The sequence below is a fragment of the Hornefia porci genome (genome assembly GCF_001940235.1).
Lineage (GTDB): Bacteria > Bacillota > Clostridia > Peptostreptococcales > Anaerovoracaceae > Aminicella > Aminicella porci.
Genome location: NZ_MJIE01000001.1, coordinates 512775 through 533243 on the forward strand (window position 1 = coordinate 512775; position 20469 = coordinate 533243).

Genomic DNA, 20469 nt, shown 5'->3' on the forward strand with positions numbered 1-20469 from the left:
CTACCGATCGGGTCCCAGACGTCCATCGTTGTAATGCTTGCGGCAGAGCGACACGTACATGTCGTTTCCGCCGATCACAATCTGCTCCCCCTGCTTCACGATGTTTCCGTTCACCAGCCTGGCAACCATCGTCGCCTTTCTGCCGCACCAGCAGATCGTCTTGATTTCCTCGATCTTGTCGGCGTAGGCAAGCATATAATACGATCCCTCAAAGAGTTCATTTTGAAAATCGTTTTTCAGTCCGTATGCCAGCACAGGCACCTCGAAACTGTCCACGATCTCAGCCAGTTCTTCCACATGATGCTTCTTCAGGAACTGACACTCGTCGATCAGCACACAGTCAACGGGATGATCCGTGTTCTTCTGGATGAAGAGATCCAGAATGTTCGTATCCTCGTTCACGATGTCGGCCTCTCTCTGCAGCCCGATGCGCGAGGTGATCAGTCCGACGCCGTAGCGGTCGTCCACCGACGGAATCAGAGTGAGAACGTGTTTCCCGCGTTCCTCATAATTATAAGCGACCTTGATGAGTTCAATCGATTTGCCCGCGTTCATCGTGCTGTAGCGATAATATAACTGTGCCATGTTCCCTCCCGAATCATTTGGTTCTATGATACCAAAAATTTACCGCATTCGCAAGACTATATTCTGAGCAGGTATTGCAAGAAAATTGAGCCGTGTGGTATACTGTTGACAGAATTTCAATGAAAATCCGGCCAACAGGCAGAGAAGGGAAGCATCATGTCAGATAACAGAAAATACATCAACAAAGCAAAATCCATCGTGATCAGCCGCAGTGAGGACTTCCGCCCCTATCTGGATCTCTATATTTCGGAATCCAGGGCCCGGGGAACCGCGCTGAATCACCTGCCCTATCTCCGCTCCACCATGACCGGTATCTTCGAGGCCTCCATTCACCAGGCGCTGGGCGAGGCTCTGACCGAACGGGACAGCCGTCTGCTGGTCCGGAGGCTCTACCGCCTCTGCGAAAACCTGAAGCGTACAGAAGCGACGACCCGCCTAAATCTGCACACCCCGGCCTATGCGGCGGCCGTCATTGCGGGAGCCCTCTCCGGAAATCCCCTCACTGACCGGGAGATCAATTCGCTGGAGCCGCTGGACCAGAGCGTCCGCGCCTACTTCGAGATGGCCGAAGAGAAGCTGCACAGGCAGCTGGACGCACCGGAGGCTCCGGCCGACTGACCGTCCGCTCGCAGAGCGTTCTCAGTTCATTCTCAGCATTTTCCCCTCAGTTTTTGTTATATACAAAAGATACAAAAGATTTTTCTGCAGCGTACAAAGAAAAATCGGCAACCGCCGAACTTCAATGTTTGCAGCGGTTGCCGTAAAAATGGTGCTCAGACTCGGAATTGAACCAAGGACACGAGGATTTTCAGTCCTCTGCTCTACCTACTGAGCTATCTGAGCACATCATTATTAACTTGTAAATTGGTGGGCCACCAGGGACTTGAACCCGGGACCTGCCGGTTATGAGCCGGATGCTCTGACCAACTGAGCTAGTGGCCCACATTTCTGATGGTCGGGGTGGCAGGATTTGAACCCGCGACCCACTGGTCCCAAACCAGTTGCGCTACCAAGCTGCGCTACACCCCGATACAACGAGCCCGCGCTGTGGGTCGAAAATGGCAGGGGCAGAAGGATTCGAACCCTCGACACGTGGTTTTGGAGACCACTGCTCTGCCAACTGAGCTATACCCCTATAAAAAACGGAGAAGGCGAGATTCGAACTCGCGCTGCCCATAATTGAACACTAACGGTTTAGCAAACCGTCCTCTTCAGCCACTTGAGTACTTCTCCAGGTGCATGAACCGGCGATATATCCCGAATCCCTAAATGGCGGAGAGGGTGGGATTCGAACCCACGGTTCTTACGAACACCGGTTTTCAAGACCGGCACCATCAACCACTCGGACACCTCTCCATGATGGCGGTGATTCGTAAAAAAATGGTGACCCATCGGAGATTCGAACTCCGGACACCTTGATTAAAAGTCAAGTGCTCTACCACCTGAGCTAATGGGTCGTAACTGGCTGGGGTAGCAGGGATCGAACCTACGCATAAGGGAGTCAAAGTCCCTTGCCTTACCACTTGGCTATACCCCACTATCACATTGATTAAAATAATTGGTGAGCCCGCAGAGATTCGAACTCTGGACACACGGCTTAGAAGGCCGTTGCTCTATCCAGCTGAGCTACGAGCCCACACTATTTGTTTGTGGAGCGGATGATGAGAATCGAACTCACGCCATCAGCTTGGAAGGCTGAGGTTCTACCATTGAACTACATCCGCAGAATTGGAGCGGAAGACGAGATTCGAACTCGCGACCCTCGCCTTGGCAAGGCGATGCTCTACCCCTGAGCCACTTCCGCATACTGGTCGAGGGAGATGGATTCGAACCATCGTAAGCTCAGCTAACGGATTTACAGTCCGCCCCCTTTAGCCACTCGGGCATCCCTCGACATCATCAATGTATAATGGGATCTGCGTAGAATCTGTGTTGACTCTACCAAATCGCGTATTCAATTTCAAAGGTTCAAGCTTTGCATGGAGCTGGCGGAGGGAATCGAACCCCCAACCTGCTGATTACAAATCAGCTGCTCTACCGTTGAGCCACGCCAGCAAATTGGCGACCAAGACGAGGCTCGAACTCGTGACCTCCAGCGTGACAGGCTGGCATTCTAACCAACTGAACTACTTGGCCATATATGTCCTTGATTGTCCTCACAGTCCGGAGCCGCTTCAGGCGATCGTTTCCGGGCACTCATCACCATGTCCGAATCCGCGTCACCTGCCTGTATGACAGCGTTCCCCCGACCGGGCCAGACGCCCAAGTCCTGCGGTATTGCGGTGTCTATGTTCTCGACACAGTTAGTAACTATACAGTAAATCGCGGTGTTTGTCAATAGAAAAATCCAAAATTCTTTTACAAGATTTTGCGCGGGATTTTACCGGGGACGCGGCACCTTCACCAGAGCGTGCTCCACACGCTCCACCATATCCCCCCCGCCGGCAATGCCGGTCAGAGCTGCGATGCATGACTCTGTCACGGACGGATCACAGGTCAGGCGGAACCCTACCCTGTCCAGATACTCAAAATCCGACAGTGTCACACTCTCCCCGAAATCATGGTTCTGAACCCGGTGAAACGCCTTGTAATCGATTTTGCAGATGAGAACGTCTCTTTGTTCCACATCGCAGATTCCCGCCGCCTCAAGGCCGATTTTGGCGCTTGAGGTGTACGCCCGGACCAGACCTCCGGTCCCCAGCTTGATCCCGCCGAAATAACGGGTCACCATCACAGCCGTGTCCGTCACTCCCAGGGAGACCAGCAGCTGAACGATCGGCGCGCCGGAGGTTCCCTGCGGCTCGCCGTCATCACTGCCCCACTGCACCTGCATGGCATCGCCGAGCACCATGGCCGGCACATTATGCGTCGCATCGCGATATTTCTTTCTTATTTCTTCAAAAAAGGCCTCTGCGGCCTCTCTGTCTCCGCAGGGCATGACATGGGTGATGAAACGGGACCGTTCAATGATCTGCTCACCCTCGCCCGGTCCTGCCACCGTGCTGTACAGTTTCATTTTGTAAACTCATACTCCTTCAGTCTCTGATGATCCGCGGAGGAAAGCTCGGTCAGAAATTCCGTGCCCGTTTCGCGGTATTCCATGGAGATCACATTTGTTTTATCACAAAGGTAGGACGACAGGTCGCCCCGGTCATAGGGAATCAGGAGTCGGACAGTCTCCGTGTCAAAGACCCGCTCTTCAATCTCTCCGACCAGTTCTTCAATGCCTTCTCCCGTCTTCGCAGACAGGAAAAGATTCCGCTCGCCCGATTCGGGGACGGTCAGTCCGTCAGCGATGTCCATTTTGTTGAACACCGTCAGTTTTTCTTTGTCCCCGGCGCCGATCTCCTCCAGGACACGGTTGGTCACGTCGATCTGGAACTGATTGTCCTCATAAGACGCATCCACGACATGCAGCAGCAGATCCGCATACCGCACCTCGCTCAGCGTCGCCTTGAAGGCCTCCACCATTCCGTGAGGAAGCCTGCTGACAAAGCCTACCGTATCGACAAGGATGAATTCATGGCCGGAATCCAGCCGGATGCTCCGCTGCTGCGTGTCCAGCGTGGCGAAAAGCATATCCCTTTCGCAGACGGACTTCTCCTCCTTGTCGGACAGCGCAAGAAGCCGGTTCATCAGCGCCGATTTCCCGGAATTCGTATATCCCACCAGTGCGACGACAGGAATGTCTGCCTTTTCTCTGCGGCTCCTCTGCACGCTGCGATTCGTTCTGACTCTGGCCAGCTCTGCCCGGATGTCGTCCATCCTTCGTTCGATGTGACGCCGGTCTGTCTCCAGCTTCTTCTCGCCGGGACCTCTCGTCCCGATCCCTCCGCCCAGCCGGGAAAGGGATTTTCCGAAGCCGGTCAGACGAGGCATCCTATACTGAAGCTGCGCAAGCTCCACCTGCAGTTTTCCCTCCGCAGAGGTGGCTCTGGACGCAAAAATATCCAGGATCAGAATCGTCCGGTCGATAATTCTGACGCCGATGGCGTCTTCCAGGTTCCGGAGCTGCATCCCGGTCAGCTCATCATTGAAAACAACCATATCGGCTTCCATATGCTTCGCCATCTCGGCCAGTTCCAGAACCTTGCCGCTTCCAACCAAAGTAGCGGTGTTCGGCTTCTCCAGCGACTGCACCGCTTCTCCGATCACTTCAACAGAAGCTGCCTCCGCAAGGCCTCTCAGTTCCTGCATGGAATAAGAGATGTCCCTGTTCCGCTGCAGACCGACCAGAATCGCTCTGTAGCATTCCTCCTCAAGCACTCTGTTATCTTCTGTGAATCTCAGCATTTAAATATCGATCTTGTCAATTTCTCCGCGCAGGAATTCGTTGGTGATCTTGATCCGGGTTCCCTTCATTCCGAGGGATCTGGATTCGATCACGCCCGCGCTCTCCAGCTTTCTGAGGGCGTTTACGATGACGGAACGCGTGATTCCGGATTTGTCGGCTATCTTGCTGGCAACCAGAAGTCCCTCGTCGCCCTCCAGCTCCGCGAAAATCTTTGTAACCGCATCCAGCTCGGAATAGGACAGAGTCTCCAGCGCCATGTTGACCGCATTCTTTTCTCTGCTGTCAGCCTCTTCCTCCATCGTGATTCCCCGGGTAACCTCCAGACCGATGACCGTCGCGCCGTACTCGCAGATCGCGATGTCCTCATCGTTATAAGCGCGGTCCGGACGGGCAAGCAGAAGCGTCGCCACCCGCTTTCCGCCGAAGATAATCGGTACGATGACGTGATACTTCGACGCCATCTCATAGTCCTCGCCGTAGATTTCCTTGATGCTGTCGTAGATCAGATTTTCCTTTGTCTCCGTGATCTCGAGGAACTTGTCATTATACTGCTCCGGCAGACAGGAGATTCCTTCTTCTTCAATGATCAGAGGAGCCTCCTCGCCCTCTTTATACTTCGCGGCAAGCACCTTTCCCCGTTTGTTCATGATGTAAACGTTGGAATTCAGCAGCTCTCCGATTGTTTCACAGAGCTCGTCGAAGGACACGTATCCTGACGCGCTCTCTGAAAGCATCCAGTTCATTTTTCTGATTTTTTCTAATAGTTTTTCGCTCATGTTAGTCTCCCATTCTTTAAAAAAGTACTAAAGAATATATTTATCAACATCATCCCTGCGGATGGTGTCGTTAAACTTGTTTTGTACAAAGGCCCGGTCGATGATGATTTTCCCGTCCTCATCCGGCTCCGGAATCTCGTAGGAAATATCCTCCAGCAGAATCTCCATAATCGTATGCAGTCTGCGGGCCCCGATATTCTCGTTCTGCTCGTTCATCAGGAAGGACATCTCCGCAATCTCATCGATGGCGTCATCGGTGAACTCCAGATGGATCCCCTCTGTGGACAGCAGCGCCTGATGCTGCTTGGTAATCGCGTTCTCCGGCACCGTCAGAATCTTGACGAAATCCTCCTTGTCGAGATTGTTCAGCTCCACACGGATCGGGAACCGTCCCTGCAGCTCCGGAATCAGATCCGTCGGCTTGGAGGTATGAAACGCGCCGGCGCCGATGAACAGAATATGATCAGTCTTCAGCGGTCCGTACTTGGTGTTGACGACGCTTCCCTCGACGATGGGCAGAATGTCTCTCTGCACGCCCTCTCTGGAAACGTCTGCACCCGATGTATAGCGGCCGCCCGAGGCGATCTTGTCGATTTCATCGATGAAAATGATGCCGTTCTGCTCTGCGTTCTCCAGAGCCTCATCCGTCACCTGATCCATATCCAGAAGGTTCTGAGCCTCCTGCTCCCGAAGGATCTTCCGCGCCTCTTTGACGCGTACACGTTTTTTCTTTGTCTTCTGCGGCATCATATCGCCGAATATATTTCCGATGGCAATGCTCATGCCCTCGTTGCTCATGTCGAGCTGATTCCCCTTCGGCGTGTCGTTCACCTCAATCTCGATGAACTGTTCCTCCAGAAGGCCGTCGTGCAGCTGCTGGCGCACCTGGTCGCGGGCCATCTCCACATCCGAGGATTCCGGCTCCTCCTGCTCCTTCTTCCGCTGACTTTCCTCATACAGCTGCTTCTGGCTCGGATAGCCGCCGCTGTTCATCAGAAAATCGAAGGGATTTCTGGATCCGCCGGTCTTCTCCTTTCCCTTGTGTGCGCCGGGAATAATCGCCTCGATGATTTTCTCCTCTGCGATGCCGTCTGCAATGTCATATTTCTCCTGCATCTTCTCGGCTTTAGTGATCCGCATGGAGGCCTCCGCCAGATCCCTGATCATGGAATCCACATCCCGGCCCACATAGCCGACCTCCGTGAATTTAGTGGCCTCCACCTTCACAAAGGGCGCTTTCATGAGCTTCGCCAGCCGTCTGGCGATCTCGGTCTTTCCACAGCCGGTAGGTCCCTGCATCAGGATGTTTTTCGGCGTAATCTCCTCCCGCATTTCCTCCGGAAGAAGGCTTCTTCTGTATCTGTTCCGCAGGGCAATCGCGACGGATTTCTTCGCCTCATCCTGCCCGATGATATATTTATCCAGCGCGGCGACGATTTCCTTCGGCGTCATGCTCTGAATCTTCTGAGTCATTGCTGCAATCCCCCTTTTACAGTTTCTCGACCGTGATATGGTCGTTGGTATAGACACAAATTGACGACGCGATGCGCAGTGATTCCCGCACAATTTCCTCAGCGTTCATATCTGTATGATTGAACAGCGCGTTCGCGGCAGAATACGCGTAGTTTCCGCCGGAGCCGATGGCGACAAAGTCCTGGTCAGGCGCGATTACCTCGCCGTTGCCGGAGATAATCAGCATCTGATCCCGATCCACCACGATCATCAGAGCCTCCAGGCTTCTCATCCCCTGGTCTCCGCGCCAGAGCTGCGCCAGATCGACGGCGGCCCGCTTGAGGTTTCCGCCGTGTTCCTCCAGTTTTTTTTCGAATTTGTCGGTCAGGGAAAAGGCGTCCGCCACCGAACCGGCGAATCCCGTCAGAACCTTTCCTTTGAAAATCTTCTTGACCTTCACGGCGCCGTTTTTCATGATCGCCGTTTCGCCCATCGTAACCTGTCCGTCGCCGCCGATTGCCACATCATCTGCGCTGCGGCGCACCGCGCAGATCGTCGTTGCATGTAACTGCTGCATTTTTCTACTCCTTATTCTTTGTAGTCGCATTCCTTATTAGAGCATTCCAGTTTTTTCTCCCCCTTGCTCACCTTCTCCACAAGAAGACTTCCGCATTTGGGACACTGCTTGTTTACCGGCTTGTTCCAGTACGACTGGTCGCATTCCGGATAGCCGCTGCAGCCGTAAAAGATTTTTCCCTTCCGGCTTCGTTTCTCCACGATATCCTTCCCGCACCGGGGACACTTGACGCCGATCGTCTTCACAATCGGCCGCGTGTTGCGGCACTCGGGATAGCCGGAGCACGCGATAAAGTCACCGTACCGGCCGGCCTTTATGACAAGCGGCCTGCCGCAGAGCTCGCAGAACTCGCCGGTCGGCTTGTCCTCCACAACAACCTTCTCAATGGCTTCGTCCGCCTTGTCCAGTTCCTGCTTGAACGGACCGTAGAAATCCCGAATCAGAGATTTCCACTCTGTGCCCTTCGCCTCCACGTCGTCCAGCTTATCCTCCATGCTCGCGGTAAAGCCCGCGTCCACAATCTCATGGAAATACTGTTCCATCAGATCGGTGACGATGAAGCCCAGCTCCGTGGGAACCAGCGTTTTCTTCTCCCTCTTGACATACTTCCGCTCTGAAAGCGTGCCGACGATGGGAGCGTAGGTGCTCGGCCGTCCGATGTCCCGATCCTCAAGTTCCCGGACCAGGCTCGCCTCCGTAAACCGCGACGGCGGCTGCGTGAAGTTCTGCTCGCCGCCGACCTTCTGCAGCTTCAGTTCTTCATTCTCTGCGAGCTCAGGCAGGATCCGGTCCCGGTCCTCATCGTTTCCGCCGCCGTAGACCTTCTGGTAGCCGTCGAAGAGCAGCTTGCTCCCCGTCGCTCTGAAGAGATACTCTCCGTTCCGGATGTCCACCTGCATGCCGTCATACTGCGCAGGCTTCATCTGGCTGGCGATAAAGCGGTTCCAGATCAGCCTGTAGAGGCGGTACTGATCTCTCGACAGCTGATCCTTCAGTTCGTCCGGCTCCAGATCGATGATGCTGGGGCGGATCGCCTCGTGGGCGTCCTGAATGTCCTTTTTCTTATTGGAGAACACGTTGTTCCCGAGATACTGCTCTCCGTATTTTTCTGCAATAAACCCGGCCGCGGCGGTCCGGGCCTCCGCGGAGATCCGGACGGAATCGGTCCTCAGATATGTAATCAGACCGATGGTACCCCGTTTCCCGGCGTCCACGCCCTCATAAAGCTGCTGCGCAATCATCATCGTCTTGCGGGTGTTGAAGTTCAGTTTGTTGGATGCTTCCTGCTGCAGCGTGCTGGTCGTGAACGGCGCATACGGCTTCTTGCTCCGCGGTTTTCTGTTAATCGCGGAAACCGTATATGTGCCGGACTCCAGTTCCTTCAGAATCGTGTCGTTTTCTTCCCGGCTTCCGATTGCAAGCTTTTTCCCGTTTCTGGAATGCAGTCTGGCGGAAAAGTCCGGGTCATGCTCGAACTCCGCGCTGATGGTCCAGTACTCCTGCGGCACAAAATCCCGGATTTCCTTCTCCCTGTCGCAGATAATCTTCAGCGCCGCCGACTGCACGCGTCCCGCCGACAGACCCTTGCGCACCTTGCGCCAGAGCAGCGGACTGATCTGATAGCCTACCAGGCGGTCCAGCACGCGCCGGGCCTGCTGAGCGTCCACCAGATTCTGATTGATCGGCCGCGGATGCTTAATCGCTTCTTTAATTTTCGATTTGGTGATTTCATTAAATTCAATCCGGCACGGACTGTCAGGATCAATGCCCAGCAGATATGCCAGATGCCACGAAATCGCTTCGCCCTCCCGGTCAGGGTCCGTGGCAAGATACACCTTCGATGCTTTTTTCGCTTCTTTTTTCAGTTCCTTTATCAGGTCGCCCTTTCCGCGAATGGAAATGTATTGTGGTTCAAAATCCTGATCAACGTCGATGCCGAGCTTGCTCTTCGGCAGATCCCGGACATGCCCCACCGATGCGATGACACGGTAACGGGAACCCAGGTACTTTCCAATCGTTTTCGCTTTGGATGGCGACTCAACAATCACTAACGTTTTTTTACTATTCGCCATTATTCCTCCAAAAAATATTTGATAAACGATTCGTATTATAACACAAATCCGTTTTACGTCAAATATTCTCAATATTCATTTTTTCACAGTTGTTTCTCTGTGTCAACTGAAATATTGTTCACATTCTGTTCACAAAAACTCTTCCCATTGAACTTACCACCAGTCCCTTCATTTCAAGCACAGTAATAATACCGTTGATTTTCTGCGGCGGAAGCATGGTCAGACGGCACAGCTCGTCACTTGTGAGCTCAGAATGTTTCCTGATCTGATCGAAAATATTTTTTTCATCCTCCCCAAGAATCTCCCGGATTTCTGATGAATTTTCCGGAATAATTCCCAGACCGCGGATCAGTTCCTCAATCACGAGGAGCGGCATCACGCCCTCTGAGATGATCTGATTGGAACCGAAACTGGCAGGGCTGGTTATGTTGCCCGGCACAGCGTAGAGCTGTCTGCCCTGCTCCTCCGCAAACTCGGCCGTAATCAGCGCACCTATCACCAACCCGGTGAGATAACATTGCACGAAACGAAACTGTTCTATAATGGCGGTATTGCAAATAAGAAAAAGCGCACGTTCGGCTACCCCATTCTAACACGCCTTTTCCTAATTTGCATAGGTAATTGCTGAAGTTTACTCTGGAAAGATAGATTTTAAAAAATAAGCCTTGTTCCTGACAGATTTTGTACGGATGATTATCACCGTTCCATCAAGGAAATGATACTCGGTATCACCACTGCTATGATAAATGCAATGCTCAAACACCTTGCTTACAAGGCTAATATCCATTTTCGTAAGCGGCTCCATACCATCAGTGATTGCAATAAATTGCTTAGCCCGGACACGTTCGAGTGCGTTCTCTGAATTTAGCATTCTCTCCCACTTTCGCATATTCGTTTTTCTTCTGGAAAGGATCTTATTCCAGGCGGCCACAAAGCCATCAAACAGTTCCCGTTCATAGAGGACATCGCTTTCAACGCAGTGGCGCTTCCCTTTTTCCCTATATCTTTGTCCGCACTCCCAGGTAATCACCTTCCCCCAGCTTCTGGTAAGCGTTCTTCTCGAATATGTATGACCGCAGCAACCGCAGATAACCTTATGCGAAAACGGCCTCTTATCTGTAAACTGGCCAAGCGTGGTAAGTTTATGTTCCTTCATGAATGCCTCTCGCCTGTCAAGCTCAATCTGCACAGCCTCCCATATTTCTTTATCTATAATTGCCTCGTGATCATTTTTAATGTGATACATCGGAAGCTGCCCTTCATTCTTTGCAATCTTATGTGACAGAAAGTCCGGCGTGTACCATTTCTGCAGGTATACATCTCCCATATGCTTCTCATTACGAAGTGTTTGCTTTACAGTACTGACTTTCCAAGCTGGTTTTCCCAAGGCTCCAGGGATGCCCTTTTCGTTTAATGTCCGTGCAATGATATCCGGATTCATCCCTGTGATAAAGGCTGAATACATCCATTTGACCACCTTGGCCTGCTCCGGATTTTTGATAAGATTTCCTTCCTCATCCTTGTCGTAACCGTAAAATCGTGATGTGCACATTGACCATTTCCCCTGAGAGAATAATGACTGCTTCCCCCACACAACGTTCTCAGAGATTGCCCGGCTCTCGTCCTGCGCAAGGGATGCAAGAATTGTGAAGAGAAGCTCGCCGGATGCTGCTGTTGTATCCACATGCTCTTTTTCAAACAGGATGCCGATTCCCATATCCTTTAGCATCCGGGAATAATGCAGACAGTCCTGCGTGTTACGTGCAAAGCGGCTGATTGATTTAGTAATGATCATATCAATGAATCCAGCCTTACAGTCTTCGATCATCCTGTTAAACTCGCTTCGCTTTCTGGTGTTAGTTCCGGAGATTCCTTCATCGGCATAGATTCCAGCCATCGTGTAATCAGGATTCTTCTCAATGTATTCGGTGTAATATGCCACCTGGTTTTCAAAGGAATTAAGCTGCTGATCCTGCTCACTCGACACCCTGCAGTATGCTGCCACCCGAATTTTTTTCTTTTCCGTCACCTGCTTTCCGGCCATCCTTTTACTCGCAGGGATGCGTATGATTTCTCTTGCCATAATTAGTCCTTTCCGTACGGGCACTCATCTGAAGCCTCATACTCTTCTTTATCCATGTATGTAAAAAAACTGTTACCAATATCATCCGTGAATGGAATAACTGTAACAGGCTTTTTCAGTTCTCCCCAGGTATCTGAGATTTCTGCCGGAAGCGAACGCATCTGGCATCTTTTTCCTTGACTTTTATACCAGTTTTTTGCTGTTTTACATTTCCAGTAGGGAACCCCTCCTGTAAACCCATGAACCATGACTTCGCCGCAATATGGGCAGAAGAGTTTTCCGGAGTGAAGATAGGTATTTCGTGTGTATCTGTTCTTCCCTGACTCCGGTTTTTCAGGATGCTTTCTCCTTACCACATTACGCTTCTGCGTTTTTTTCTTTTTTGATTTCTCAGGCCTGTGAAACTCGTTCGGATAGGTGTGATCCTGTTCCCATTCGATCTTGGGATAGGCTTCAACACGATCCATACCGTACTCGTCTTTATATTGAACCACTACAAGTTCCTCGTCTATACCTTCCCAGCCTTTCAGGAACTTTGCCGGAACATAAACACCCGGACAGCTTTCCGGCGACCATTTAAGACGCGTACTGCACATCCAGTATTCAAAGCTCTGATCTTGATTCCATTTGTGATAGAGTTTGCAGCCGCAGTATGGACAGAAGAGTTTTCCGGAAAGTGGGTATGTGGACTGATTGGAATGCCTGATGCTTTTTACAGGAATTTTATGCGCATAGGCCTGCGACCTGTCATCCAGCACCTTCTGAACGGCATCCCACTGTTTTCGGTTTACGATAGCCGGATGTACATCTGTCAGGTGCCACTGATCAAGTTCTCCGGTATTCTTACACGTTTTCCGATGACCATCGTTATAGGTTTTCTGCAGAATGCGATCACCCTTGTAGGCTTCATGGCGAAGCATCTTCCGGATCTGACCACCGCCCCACTTGCAGCCCTTTGGTGATGGAATGCCCTGTTCATTCAGGTAACCGGCAATCTTACTTGCCCAGATTCCCTTTTCAGAAAGTTCAAAGGCGAGCCGGACAGTCTTTGCCTGCTCCTCATCAATGATAATCTCACCGTTCTCATCCTCGGTGTATCCATACAACCGGGAGAGGTTAAAGTACGGTTCACCTCTTTTGAACTTATTTCGGATGGTCATCCGGACGTTTGATGAATTGCTCTCGCTTTCTGCCTGTGCAAAAGCCGCAAGGATAGTAAGCATCAGCTCCCCCTCCTGCGTCATTGTGTCGATGTTCTGAAGCTGAAAGAAAATCGCTACACCGAGTTCTCTCATCTCCCTTGATGCCTTTAGCACAGTCTCGGTGTTTCTTGCAAACCGGGAAACGCTTTTTACGACAATCATGTCAATCCTGCCTTTCCGAGCATCCTGCAGCATCTTCTGAAACTGTGGCCTGTTTTCGCTATATCCTGTGATCCCCTGATCAGCATAGATCCCGGCAAACTCCCATGCTGGATTTGCTGTTATAAAGCGTCTGAAATATACTGTCTGATTCACAAAGGAATCTTCCTGCTCATTACTATCCGTTGAAACCCGGACATAGGCGCAGACACGTTTCTTCTGAAGCTCTCTTTTTCTTGTTTCAATTTTCTGTACCTTCATGGTATCCCTCCCTTCGATTGGCAGTACTATAAATCACTCTGTCTTCGCGATTAGTCAAGTAATAAAGCGGCTGTTCACCCCAGAGTTTTTAAAGGCAAAAAGAAAATGCCCGAGGGGACTCCTCCCGGGCACGGTTACTTATTTCAGTATTTCATTTACGCGCCTTTGCACCGCGTTATAATCATATCCAGCAGCAGTGAGACGTTTCTTCCTTTCGCTGCCATTTCCCCACTTGCCAGCGATCACCTCTTCGGCAAGCGCGTTGACAGATTTTCTAGAATCCACCTTCACATCATATCTGGTCAGATTCCACTTTTCAATAATTCTGCAGAGCTTATCAACATAGGTAAGACTGGTTGCATAACCACCTGCCCTGATGATTTTGATGGCTTTTCTGTAGTTCCTGCAGCCCTTCAGTCCGGCGTAACGCAGTTTACTGCCGTTCTTCGCTCCGTTAAGATAAGCGGAATGATCGGCGATGGATTTTTCAATATCCGGATACTTCCTGAAGTCTGCTGTGACCGTTATGTACGACCCATCCTTACTCTGTTCCTTCGTCTTTTTTGTATAGACGGACTTGCCGTCCCAGACAGAACCCGACCATGTGTTACCGGACAGAGACTTCTTCATGCCAAAGCAGTTATTAGCATTCTGAGCCAGTTCTGACTTTCCGTAGCCAGACTCCAGAATAAACTGCGCCAGCGACACGGAGGCAAGGATGCCAGATTTCTTCTGATCTGCGGTAAAAAGAGCACCAACTTTCCTGATTACATCAGCATCTGACAAGTTTTTCAGACTTGAGGCTTTGAGCCCTGTGGTGATCTTTTTCTCAGATCCACCGAGTTGTCTGGTAACTTCTTTGGCCAGCTTGCCCAGTCTGCTATACAGCCAGTTGCCCGGACACGACTTGTTGGCAAACCATCTGTGGACAGTGATGACCATCTCATCAGATTTCGGTGTATAGTTCAGTGTCCTGCTTTTATCCCCCAGCCACAGCAGTTTTTTCTTGCCATTGCGTTTACAAATATCCACGCAAAGTTTCACGAGCGTTGCGTAAACCCTGCTGTTCATCCTGTACGGTTCTTTCGTATCAGATGCACATTCGATCGTAACAGCTCTCTGGTCATTGGCATTTGAGGATGTACACCAGGAGCGGTTCTTTTCTTCTACATAAAGCCCTACACGGCCATCCCGGTCAATGCCATAATTACTGGAAGCCTGTGTGCTGCTCTTTGCAAACCATGATCCGAGTCCCTCTGCCGTACACTGACCCACCACGCAGTGAGGCGATATCCGGTCGATAGTGTGCGTTCTCCTTCCGGAATGATTCGGTGACAGTTTCTTATATGCCACCAGTTTGCTGTTTGTGTAACCCATGTTACTCTCCCTCCTTTTCCGCTCTCTTATGGAGCTGTTCCAGTACATCTTCCAGCTGATCCGGGATGGGCAGTCCAAGATGCCCTGCATTTTCCAGAAGGCTGACGCCTTCATTTGACAGGTAGAAGAAAATGACGGCTGTACGCAGAATTCCTTCCTGTCCGATGACCTGCACATCGATGATATTGGCAATGCCTACAAGCACAAAAACAAGGACTTTTCTGCAGATTCCTCTGAATCCCACTTCGCTCGACAGTCTCCTGTCGGCTATCGCACACATCACCCCGGTCAGGTAATCGGCAATAACGAATGCTATCAGTGCGTAAAGCAAACCATCACATCCTCCCAGATAATAACCTATCCATCCTCCCAGACCCGCGAATACAGTCTGGATCATAATCCAAAATTCTTTCATAATAAATCTCTCCTTTCACATGACTTTCCAGTCATTCTTCAACTTTGATTTCTCCGGTAACACGTCATTCATAACGAGCAAAAATAAAAGAGCCCATCCCAGCGGAATGCCGAGGCAGACTCCTGCGAGCAAATATATAATTGTGTGCATGATTGAATCCTCCTTTATGCGGTTCTTCTCCATATGTAGACACTAAGGTACGGCGGCATATTATTGCCACTCGTTCCTTTTCCAGTTGTTCCTGTTGTGCCACTGAACCCGTGTATATGCCCTGTGGAAAGTGCCGCTTTTTGTCGGTAAATTGGGTTATCTTCTGACCGCACCACGTTTGTTATACTGCTTCCGGTTCCCTGTTTGATTGTTTTTCTTGTAATTCCATCCCCACTAAGTGCCAGAGTTAATACACAAGTATTATCGTTATCAAAGGGGTGCTTATGTCCGGATTCAGCTGCCGTGTTTCCTGAGAATAAGTGTGCGTGAGACGGCAACATATCGGCAGTCATTGTATCACTTCCTCCAGTATTTCCAGCAGCATAATTTGAACCAGCCGCAAGTAAGAATCTGTCACGCACTCTTTCCCATGTGCCGCCAAAAAGCGTAGCAGGGCTTGTGGAGCTCACGCTCATATAGATTGAACCAACCGGATATATCAGGTCAAAGACCGTACCAAATCTGCCGTCCGGATTACAGAATGAAGGAATCCCGTCCCAGTTTATCCTCATCCTGCCATTACTGAAGCCCACAGAGTAGGCCGAACTGTCACCTGATCTATAAGTAACCGTAATTGTTACTCTGCAGACAGGTACGCCCATCTGACCGATCTGAAATACAGACTGCCCGGAAGGAATCTTGATCATTCCGTCACTGTGAACGGCTTCAATATCCTCATCAACGTCAAGTGTCTTACCGTTTGAAAATTCAATATGGATCACTGTATGTGCCGATAATATTTCCATGACACCTGTGTTTGCCTTTGCGTCAAAACCATAATTATAGAGCTTCACCAGTTGTATCGTGCTCGCAGCCGACCAGTTGATGAGAGTCTGCTCGTAGATCTGTGTTTCGGTTCTCGGATTGGTTAGGGCCTCAAAAGCTGTACTGCCCTCAACAGAAGATTCTATGTGCATCTTGTACCCATCAAAGGTCATATGTGCCAAGTCACTGGCTCCAACTGCTGCAGTACGTTCTCCGGAATCAACATCTACCATCGTGATTCCATCGCCCGTTTCCAATTCCAGCTTTTCCGATGAAATTCGCATCTGATTTCCTCCATCCTGACCAATTTTAACTTCTTCTCCGAACCTGGCCAGCACATCACTACCATCTCTGATCTCAATCGAGTCGCTACCAATCAGCACATTCCTTCCGGAAGGATTGGATGGCGTCTGACCTGATCCATTTCTCATGTCTGCTACCATCACGCCCAGTTCATCTGCTGCCATGAAATTGGTAGCTGTTTTCTTCGCGTTCTGTGCCTCATTATATGCCTGCTTTGCTGCCTCATAGGATGAAGACTTGGACACCACAGACCAGCTAACTCCTCCATCTGTAAAAGAAGTCAGATCGCAGGTATAAAGGCTGTTTGTAGAAGTTCCATCATAGGCTGGCTCTGATATGCTCCAACCGGACGGCACGGTCTTATTCGACACATAGCTTTTTCCCTGAGCTTCTGTCGGTTGAGAAGGTGTTGAAGTAGATGCTGCAATTCGATAAAATCGCCAAGTTGCACTTACGTCTCGTTCCTTTGATACCGTAATCGTTTCTCTTGCTTTGATCGCCATGCTTATCCCTCCAATCTTGCCTCATACACCGCCTTACTTGCCACGTCCGTTGCATTGACTGTAAGTGTCGCCCCGGTACCAACCGCAGAGCTGCCGCCATCCTTATACCACTTGATCGTGCCAAGTGCTGTGAGCGCATTTCCGGTAACTTCTGTACCTGCCTTATATACATGAGCTGTTAAGATCGTGCTCCCGGAGTTGCTCTTAAAGATATTACCGTTACTCGCAGTAATGGAGATCAGAATTGCATCTGCTCCGGGATTTCCCTGCGTCCCCTGCTTTCCATGTGCGGAGACGGAATAGCTGATGCTGTCGGATCCGGAGGTATACTTGATTGTCGTTCTTGTCCAGAGATACTGTCCTTGCGTAGTAGTGGCCACAGGCGACGTGCTCCAAGTTCCAGTCGGAGCGGATGTCCCAGAGGTACCCACCTGATATTCCACCACCGTAGATGAAATGCCACGCCCGGCAGCGCCCTGCCCACCTGTCTGCCCGTGGGCAGCAACAGAATAGCTGACAGAATCAGAGCCAGAGGTGTATTTGATTGTAGTCCTTGTCCAGAGATACTGCCCCTGTGCGGTTGTTGCTACAGGGGATGTGCTCCAAGTTCCAGTCGGCACAGTTGTCCCTGAAGTACCTACCTGATATTCAATAACCGTTGAGGAGATGCCGCGTCCCGGATCACCTTTGCCGCCTGTCGCTCCAGTCTTAGCAATTCCAAAGGAGAACACCTTGTTGATCGTGACCGATCCGTCAAGTACGACCGGAATTGTTACAATGCCTCCGGCAGCCACGCTTGTCGTGACCGTAATGGTCAAAGTATTAGTGCTGGCATTCCAGCTTGTCGTTACGCCAGAAGGCTTTGTGATTTTTGTATTGTCGACTGATATGGTCGGAACCTCATCGCCGCGCAGTGCCTGAATGACAGTTGTCGTGCTCTGCTGGGATGCGATTTTCCCGTCCTTATCTCCGGCAAAGGTAAACGAGTCATTTGTCAGATTGACAGAATACCCGTCTGTCAGGTCGACGACGGTGATTTGATCTGAAGATTTGATTGCCATTATGCTTCCTCCTAATCTGTGATTAATTCACACATGAATGTTACTTTTGTATCGACTTCCTCTGGCGTCAGCGTCAGAGTGAAGCCATCATCGGATAGCTTGTGATCGCTTGCTACGATGATGCCAAAGGTGTCTTCACCGAGCTTCTGCCAATACCACTGAAGATGTGCAGAAGTTCCGAATGTCTTTCTAAGATCAGTGTTGTTTGTAATGCGCTGTCCGCCAATATAGATAGCCACGGTAAGTACCGTATTGACAGAATTGTTTTTAAAGACCGTGCCTCTGGAAGAGTCGATCCGAAGCACGGTAGCATCGATCCCGTCCTTGAGTGTGACCGATTTATCCCCCACTATGATTTCTGCCCCGGTATCCGTCTGCCGGGTGCTGATATCCAGTGTGGTAAGAAGGTCGGACAGCTTCTTTGATCCACCCAGCGTTACCTTGCTGCCACCGATGTTGATGGAATCCGGGATACCATCGTTATTGCTGGCATAAAAAATGATGAAGGCATCTTCCCCACCGATATACTGCGGCCGGGAAGATGAGAAATTGATCGACTCACCAAAAATGGCGACCAGGTTTCCCTCATCGTCATACACTCGCAGCCCATCCCCGGATAGCAAAAGCTTATATCCTTCGTTATCTTTCGTGACCCAGAGCCCCGCATCGGTTAAGGCGAGGTGGCTTGCCACATAACTTGTTACCGCTTCATCAACGGAGGTAAGCTCGTAGTAGCCTTGCTCCTTCGGATTTCCTTCTGGGCTGATCACAACGTTATATTGATCGCCATACTTTGTGAAATAATACTTCCCGGATACCACTTCCGTATCTTCTGTTGGTGCATATTCTCCGTGTTCTGAAATCCACGTAAGTGTGCCCACCACATCCTCGACAACCGATAACTGCGAGAGTGCTCCGTTTGCTGCCTTGTTTGCTGTCACTGCAGATGCTTTTGCTTCCTTTGCAGCATCATCCGCTTCTTCTGCCTTTTCATGGGCTTTCTTTGCTGATGCTTCCGCGCTATCGGCAGCCTCCTTTGCCCGTTCCGCATCTTCGATCGATGCCTCTGCAATCTCCTTTGCTTCAAAAGCCGTATCTCTTGCCTTAAACGCCTCCGTGTTATCAGTTGGAGGAGAAGATGCATTTCCGGTAAGCCATGCCCGGCCGCCAGAAACTCTTACCTGCACCACATCTCCTGCTTTCGCATTCATCGTCATCCGGGCAGGTGTTTCATCGATACCTCCCGGGATATGCACCCAAGCAATGCTCCCCTCTACACGGATCACTTCTGCCTGCGTGTCATATGGTGAAGTGCCTTTCTGGTTAGCAGCGCCGATGAGCTGTACCATTTCTTTGCTCATACTTTTGCTCATATCTTTTTAACCTCCTCGCTTGTCTTCGCACCATATCCAAGCTCGATCCGCTGCGAGGTGATCTGAAAGAGTCCGTCAAGTCCCTGCACTGGATACCGAAGCCGCACCACATCCCCTACAAGAATGTCCGGATGATACCGTCTGTCGTAGGCTGCGGTCATAGCGATGCTCTGAAGTTCGTGTAGACTTCTCAGGGCATATTCTGAAATGCTCTCCCCGGTATTGAAGTCACAGGAGGTTTCTTCTGCCCAGACTTCCCTGCCCCGGTTCACCGTTGACAAGGGACTATCCGGAGAATCATCCCGTGCAACAGAGGAAAGATCATCCTGCACCGCCCGGAAGACATTCGGACAGGAATACCAGTCATAATCCACTGATATAGTCGGCTCGATGACATCCTGATCGATAGGATCAAACTGCGCAGCTTCCGTCGCCGCTTCCGGGCAGATCTCAATGGTTCCGTTTCCGGTGATTCTCATTCTCCAGCCAATGACAGAGAGAACCTTTTCTGCCATCGAAAGTCTTGTCTCCCCATCCTCTGCGATGATTGATTTTGAGATCCCGGGAGACGCGCCGCTAATAAAGATCGGTGCTGGTGATACCGATAGCAGATCTTTTACTACCTCCGCGCCATTTACGCCAGATGGAACATAGTACCCCCTCTCAAGCAGCACATCCGCAGCTGGTTTTAATACGGAGTAGCACTCCAGCGTGCCCGTCTCAAAGTATCCGTCGATGTCCTGTTTCGGACTTGTTGCAAGGCCAGTAAAAAGAGGTACATGGGATGCTGATCCGTTTTGCCACGCATCAAGATAAATCCGGATGTACCTCTCTTTTCCCTGCTCATATGATTTGCACTCAATATCTGCGGAATCTTTCAATCCCCCTTCTGATCTTGTAATTGTTCCACCTGTGATTTCAAATCTCTCTTTTTCTCGCCAGCTTGCCGGATCAATATAGTAGCCATAGTAGCTTGCGCTGAATCCATTCTTCCAGTTCAT

At 50.7% G+C, this 20469-nt stretch carries 17 protein-coding genes and 14 tRNA genes; 1 reads left to right on the plus strand and 30 read right to left on the minus strand.

Features of this window, described 5'->3' with window-relative positions:
• On the minus strand, window positions 1–585 hold the full coding sequence (locus BHK98_RS02305; RefSeq protein WP_075712025.1) for a thymidine kinase: 585 nt from the start codon (window positions 583–585) through the stop codon (window positions 1–3).
• A gap of 156 nt (window positions 586–741) precedes the next feature.
• Between BHK98_RS02305 and BHK98_RS02310 the strand changes: the two genes are divergently transcribed.
• Entirely contained in the window at window positions 742–1203 is a 462-nt protein-coding gene (locus BHK98_RS02310) for a hypothetical protein (protein ID WP_075712026.1), read from the plus strand.
• A 149-nt stretch (window positions 1204–1352) separates the two neighbouring features.
• Here BHK98_RS02310 and BHK98_RS02315 read toward each other — a convergent pair.
• From BHK98_RS02315 to BHK98_RS02455, 29 genes are all read right to left on the minus strand, one after another.
• A tRNA-Phe gene (locus tag BHK98_RS02315) sits at window positions 1353–1428 on the minus strand.
• 22 nt (window positions 1429–1450) lie between these two features.
• Window positions 1451–1527, minus strand: a tRNA-Ile gene (locus BHK98_RS02320).
• Between the two features lie 10 nt (window positions 1528–1537).
• Window positions 1538–1614: transfer RNA gene (locus tag BHK98_RS02325), tRNA-Pro, on the minus strand.
• 30 nt (window positions 1615–1644) lie between these two features.
• Window positions 1645–1720, minus strand: a tRNA-Trp gene (locus BHK98_RS02330).
• A gap of 8 nt (window positions 1721–1728) precedes the next feature.
• Window positions 1729–1818: transfer RNA gene (locus BHK98_RS02335), tRNA-Ser, on the minus strand.
• A 37-nt stretch (window positions 1819–1855) separates the two neighbouring features.
• Window positions 1856–1941, minus strand: a tRNA-Ser gene (locus tag BHK98_RS02340).
• A 25-nt stretch (window positions 1942–1966) separates the two neighbouring features.
• Window positions 1967–2042: transfer RNA gene (locus tag BHK98_RS02345), tRNA-Lys, on the minus strand.
• Between the two features lie 5 nt (window positions 2043–2047).
• Window positions 2048–2122, minus strand: a tRNA-Gln gene (locus BHK98_RS02350).
• A gap of 22 nt (window positions 2123–2144) precedes the next feature.
• Window positions 2145–2221: transfer RNA gene (locus tag BHK98_RS02355), tRNA-Arg, on the minus strand.
• 14 nt (window positions 2222–2235) lie between these two features.
• Window positions 2236–2309 (minus strand) — tRNA-Gly (locus tag BHK98_RS02360).
• A 5-nt stretch (window positions 2310–2314) separates the two neighbouring features.
• Window positions 2315–2389, minus strand: a tRNA-Gly gene (locus BHK98_RS02365).
• A 4-nt stretch (window positions 2390–2393) separates the two neighbouring features.
• Window positions 2394–2478: transfer RNA gene (locus BHK98_RS02370), tRNA-Tyr, on the minus strand.
• Window positions 2479–2565: 87 nt separating this feature from the next.
• Window positions 2566–2640: transfer RNA gene (locus BHK98_RS02375), tRNA-Thr, on the minus strand.
• Window positions 2641–2644: 4 nt separating this feature from the next.
• Window positions 2645–2721, minus strand: a tRNA-Asp gene (locus tag BHK98_RS02380).
• A gap of 244 nt (window positions 2722–2965) precedes the next feature.
• Window positions 2966–3601, minus strand: a complete 636-nt coding sequence (locus BHK98_RS02385) for an IMPACT family protein (protein ID WP_075712027.1) — start codon at window positions 3599–3601, stop codon at window positions 2966–2968.
• Complete coding sequence (hflX, locus tag BHK98_RS02390; protein WP_075712028.1) at window positions 3598–4878, minus strand: GTPase HflX; 1281 nt, start codon at window positions 4876–4878, stop codon at window positions 3598–3600. Before hflX ends, BHK98_RS02385 begins: the two co-directional genes overlap by 4 nt.
• The gene (codY, locus tag BHK98_RS02395) at window positions 4879–5655 is read right to left on the minus strand and encodes a GTP-sensing pleiotropic transcriptional regulator CodY (protein WP_075712029.1); all 777 of its coding nucleotides are present in this window, start codon (window positions 5653–5655) and stop codon (window positions 4879–4881) included. It abuts the gene before it with no gap.
• Between the two features lie 27 nt (window positions 5656–5682).
• Entirely contained in the window at window positions 5683–7128 is a 1446-nt protein-coding gene (gene hslU, locus BHK98_RS02400; protein WP_465250934.1) for an ATP-dependent protease ATPase subunit HslU, read from the minus strand.
• 16 nt (window positions 7129–7144) lie between these two features.
• Entirely contained in the window at window positions 7145–7684 is a 540-nt protein-coding gene (hslV, locus tag BHK98_RS02405) for an ATP-dependent protease subunit HslV (protein WP_075712030.1), read from the minus strand.
• An 11-nt stretch (window positions 7685–7695) separates the two neighbouring features.
• Window positions 7696–9756, minus strand: a complete 2061-nt coding sequence (topA, locus tag BHK98_RS02410) for a type I DNA topoisomerase (protein WP_075712031.1) — start codon at window positions 9754–9756, stop codon at window positions 7696–7698.
• Window positions 9757–9874: 118 nt separating this feature from the next.
• Entirely contained in the window at window positions 9875–10279 is a 405-nt protein-coding gene (locus BHK98_RS02415) for a DNA-processing protein DprA (RefSeq protein WP_158024445.1), read from the minus strand.
• Window positions 10280–10387: 108 nt separating this feature from the next.
• Window positions 10388–11839, minus strand: a complete 1452-nt coding sequence (locus BHK98_RS02420; RefSeq protein ID WP_075712033.1) for a recombinase family protein — start codon at window positions 11837–11839, stop codon at window positions 10388–10390.
• Window positions 11840–11841: 2 nt separating this feature from the next.
• Window positions 11842–13461, minus strand: coding sequence for a recombinase family protein (locus tag BHK98_RS02425; protein WP_075712034.1), 1620 nt, complete (start codon window positions 13459–13461; stop codon window positions 11842–11844).
• Window positions 13462–13599: 138 nt separating this feature from the next.
• Entirely contained in the window at window positions 13600–14838 is a 1239-nt protein-coding gene (locus tag BHK98_RS02430; RefSeq protein ID WP_075712035.1) for a glucosaminidase domain-containing protein, read from the minus strand.
• A gap of 1 nt (window position 14839) precedes the next feature.
• Window positions 14840–15253: a phage holin family protein gene (locus BHK98_RS02435; protein ID WP_075712036.1), complete on the minus strand. Its 414-nt coding sequence runs from the start codon at window positions 15251–15253 to the stop codon at window positions 14840–14842.
• A gap of 164 nt (window positions 15254–15417) precedes the next feature.
• Entirely contained in the window at window positions 15418–17034 is a 1617-nt protein-coding gene (locus BHK98_RS02440) for a phage baseplate protein (protein WP_075712037.1), read from the minus strand.
• 2 nt (window positions 17035–17036) lie between these two features.
• Entirely contained in the window at window positions 17037–18095 is a 1059-nt protein-coding gene (locus tag BHK98_RS02445; RefSeq protein ID WP_075712038.1) for a hypothetical protein, read from the minus strand.
• An 11-nt stretch (window positions 18096–18106) separates the two neighbouring features.
• Window positions 18107–19468, minus strand: coding sequence for a hypothetical protein (locus BHK98_RS02450; RefSeq protein ID WP_075712039.1), 1362 nt, complete (start codon window positions 19466–19468; stop codon window positions 18107–18109).
• The gene (locus BHK98_RS02455; RefSeq protein ID WP_075712040.1) at window positions 19465–20469 is read right to left on the minus strand and encodes a hypothetical protein; all 1005 of its coding nucleotides are present in this window, start codon (window positions 20467–20469) and stop codon (window positions 19465–19467) included. The genes BHK98_RS02450 and BHK98_RS02455 overlap by 4 nt, the downstream gene beginning before the upstream one ends.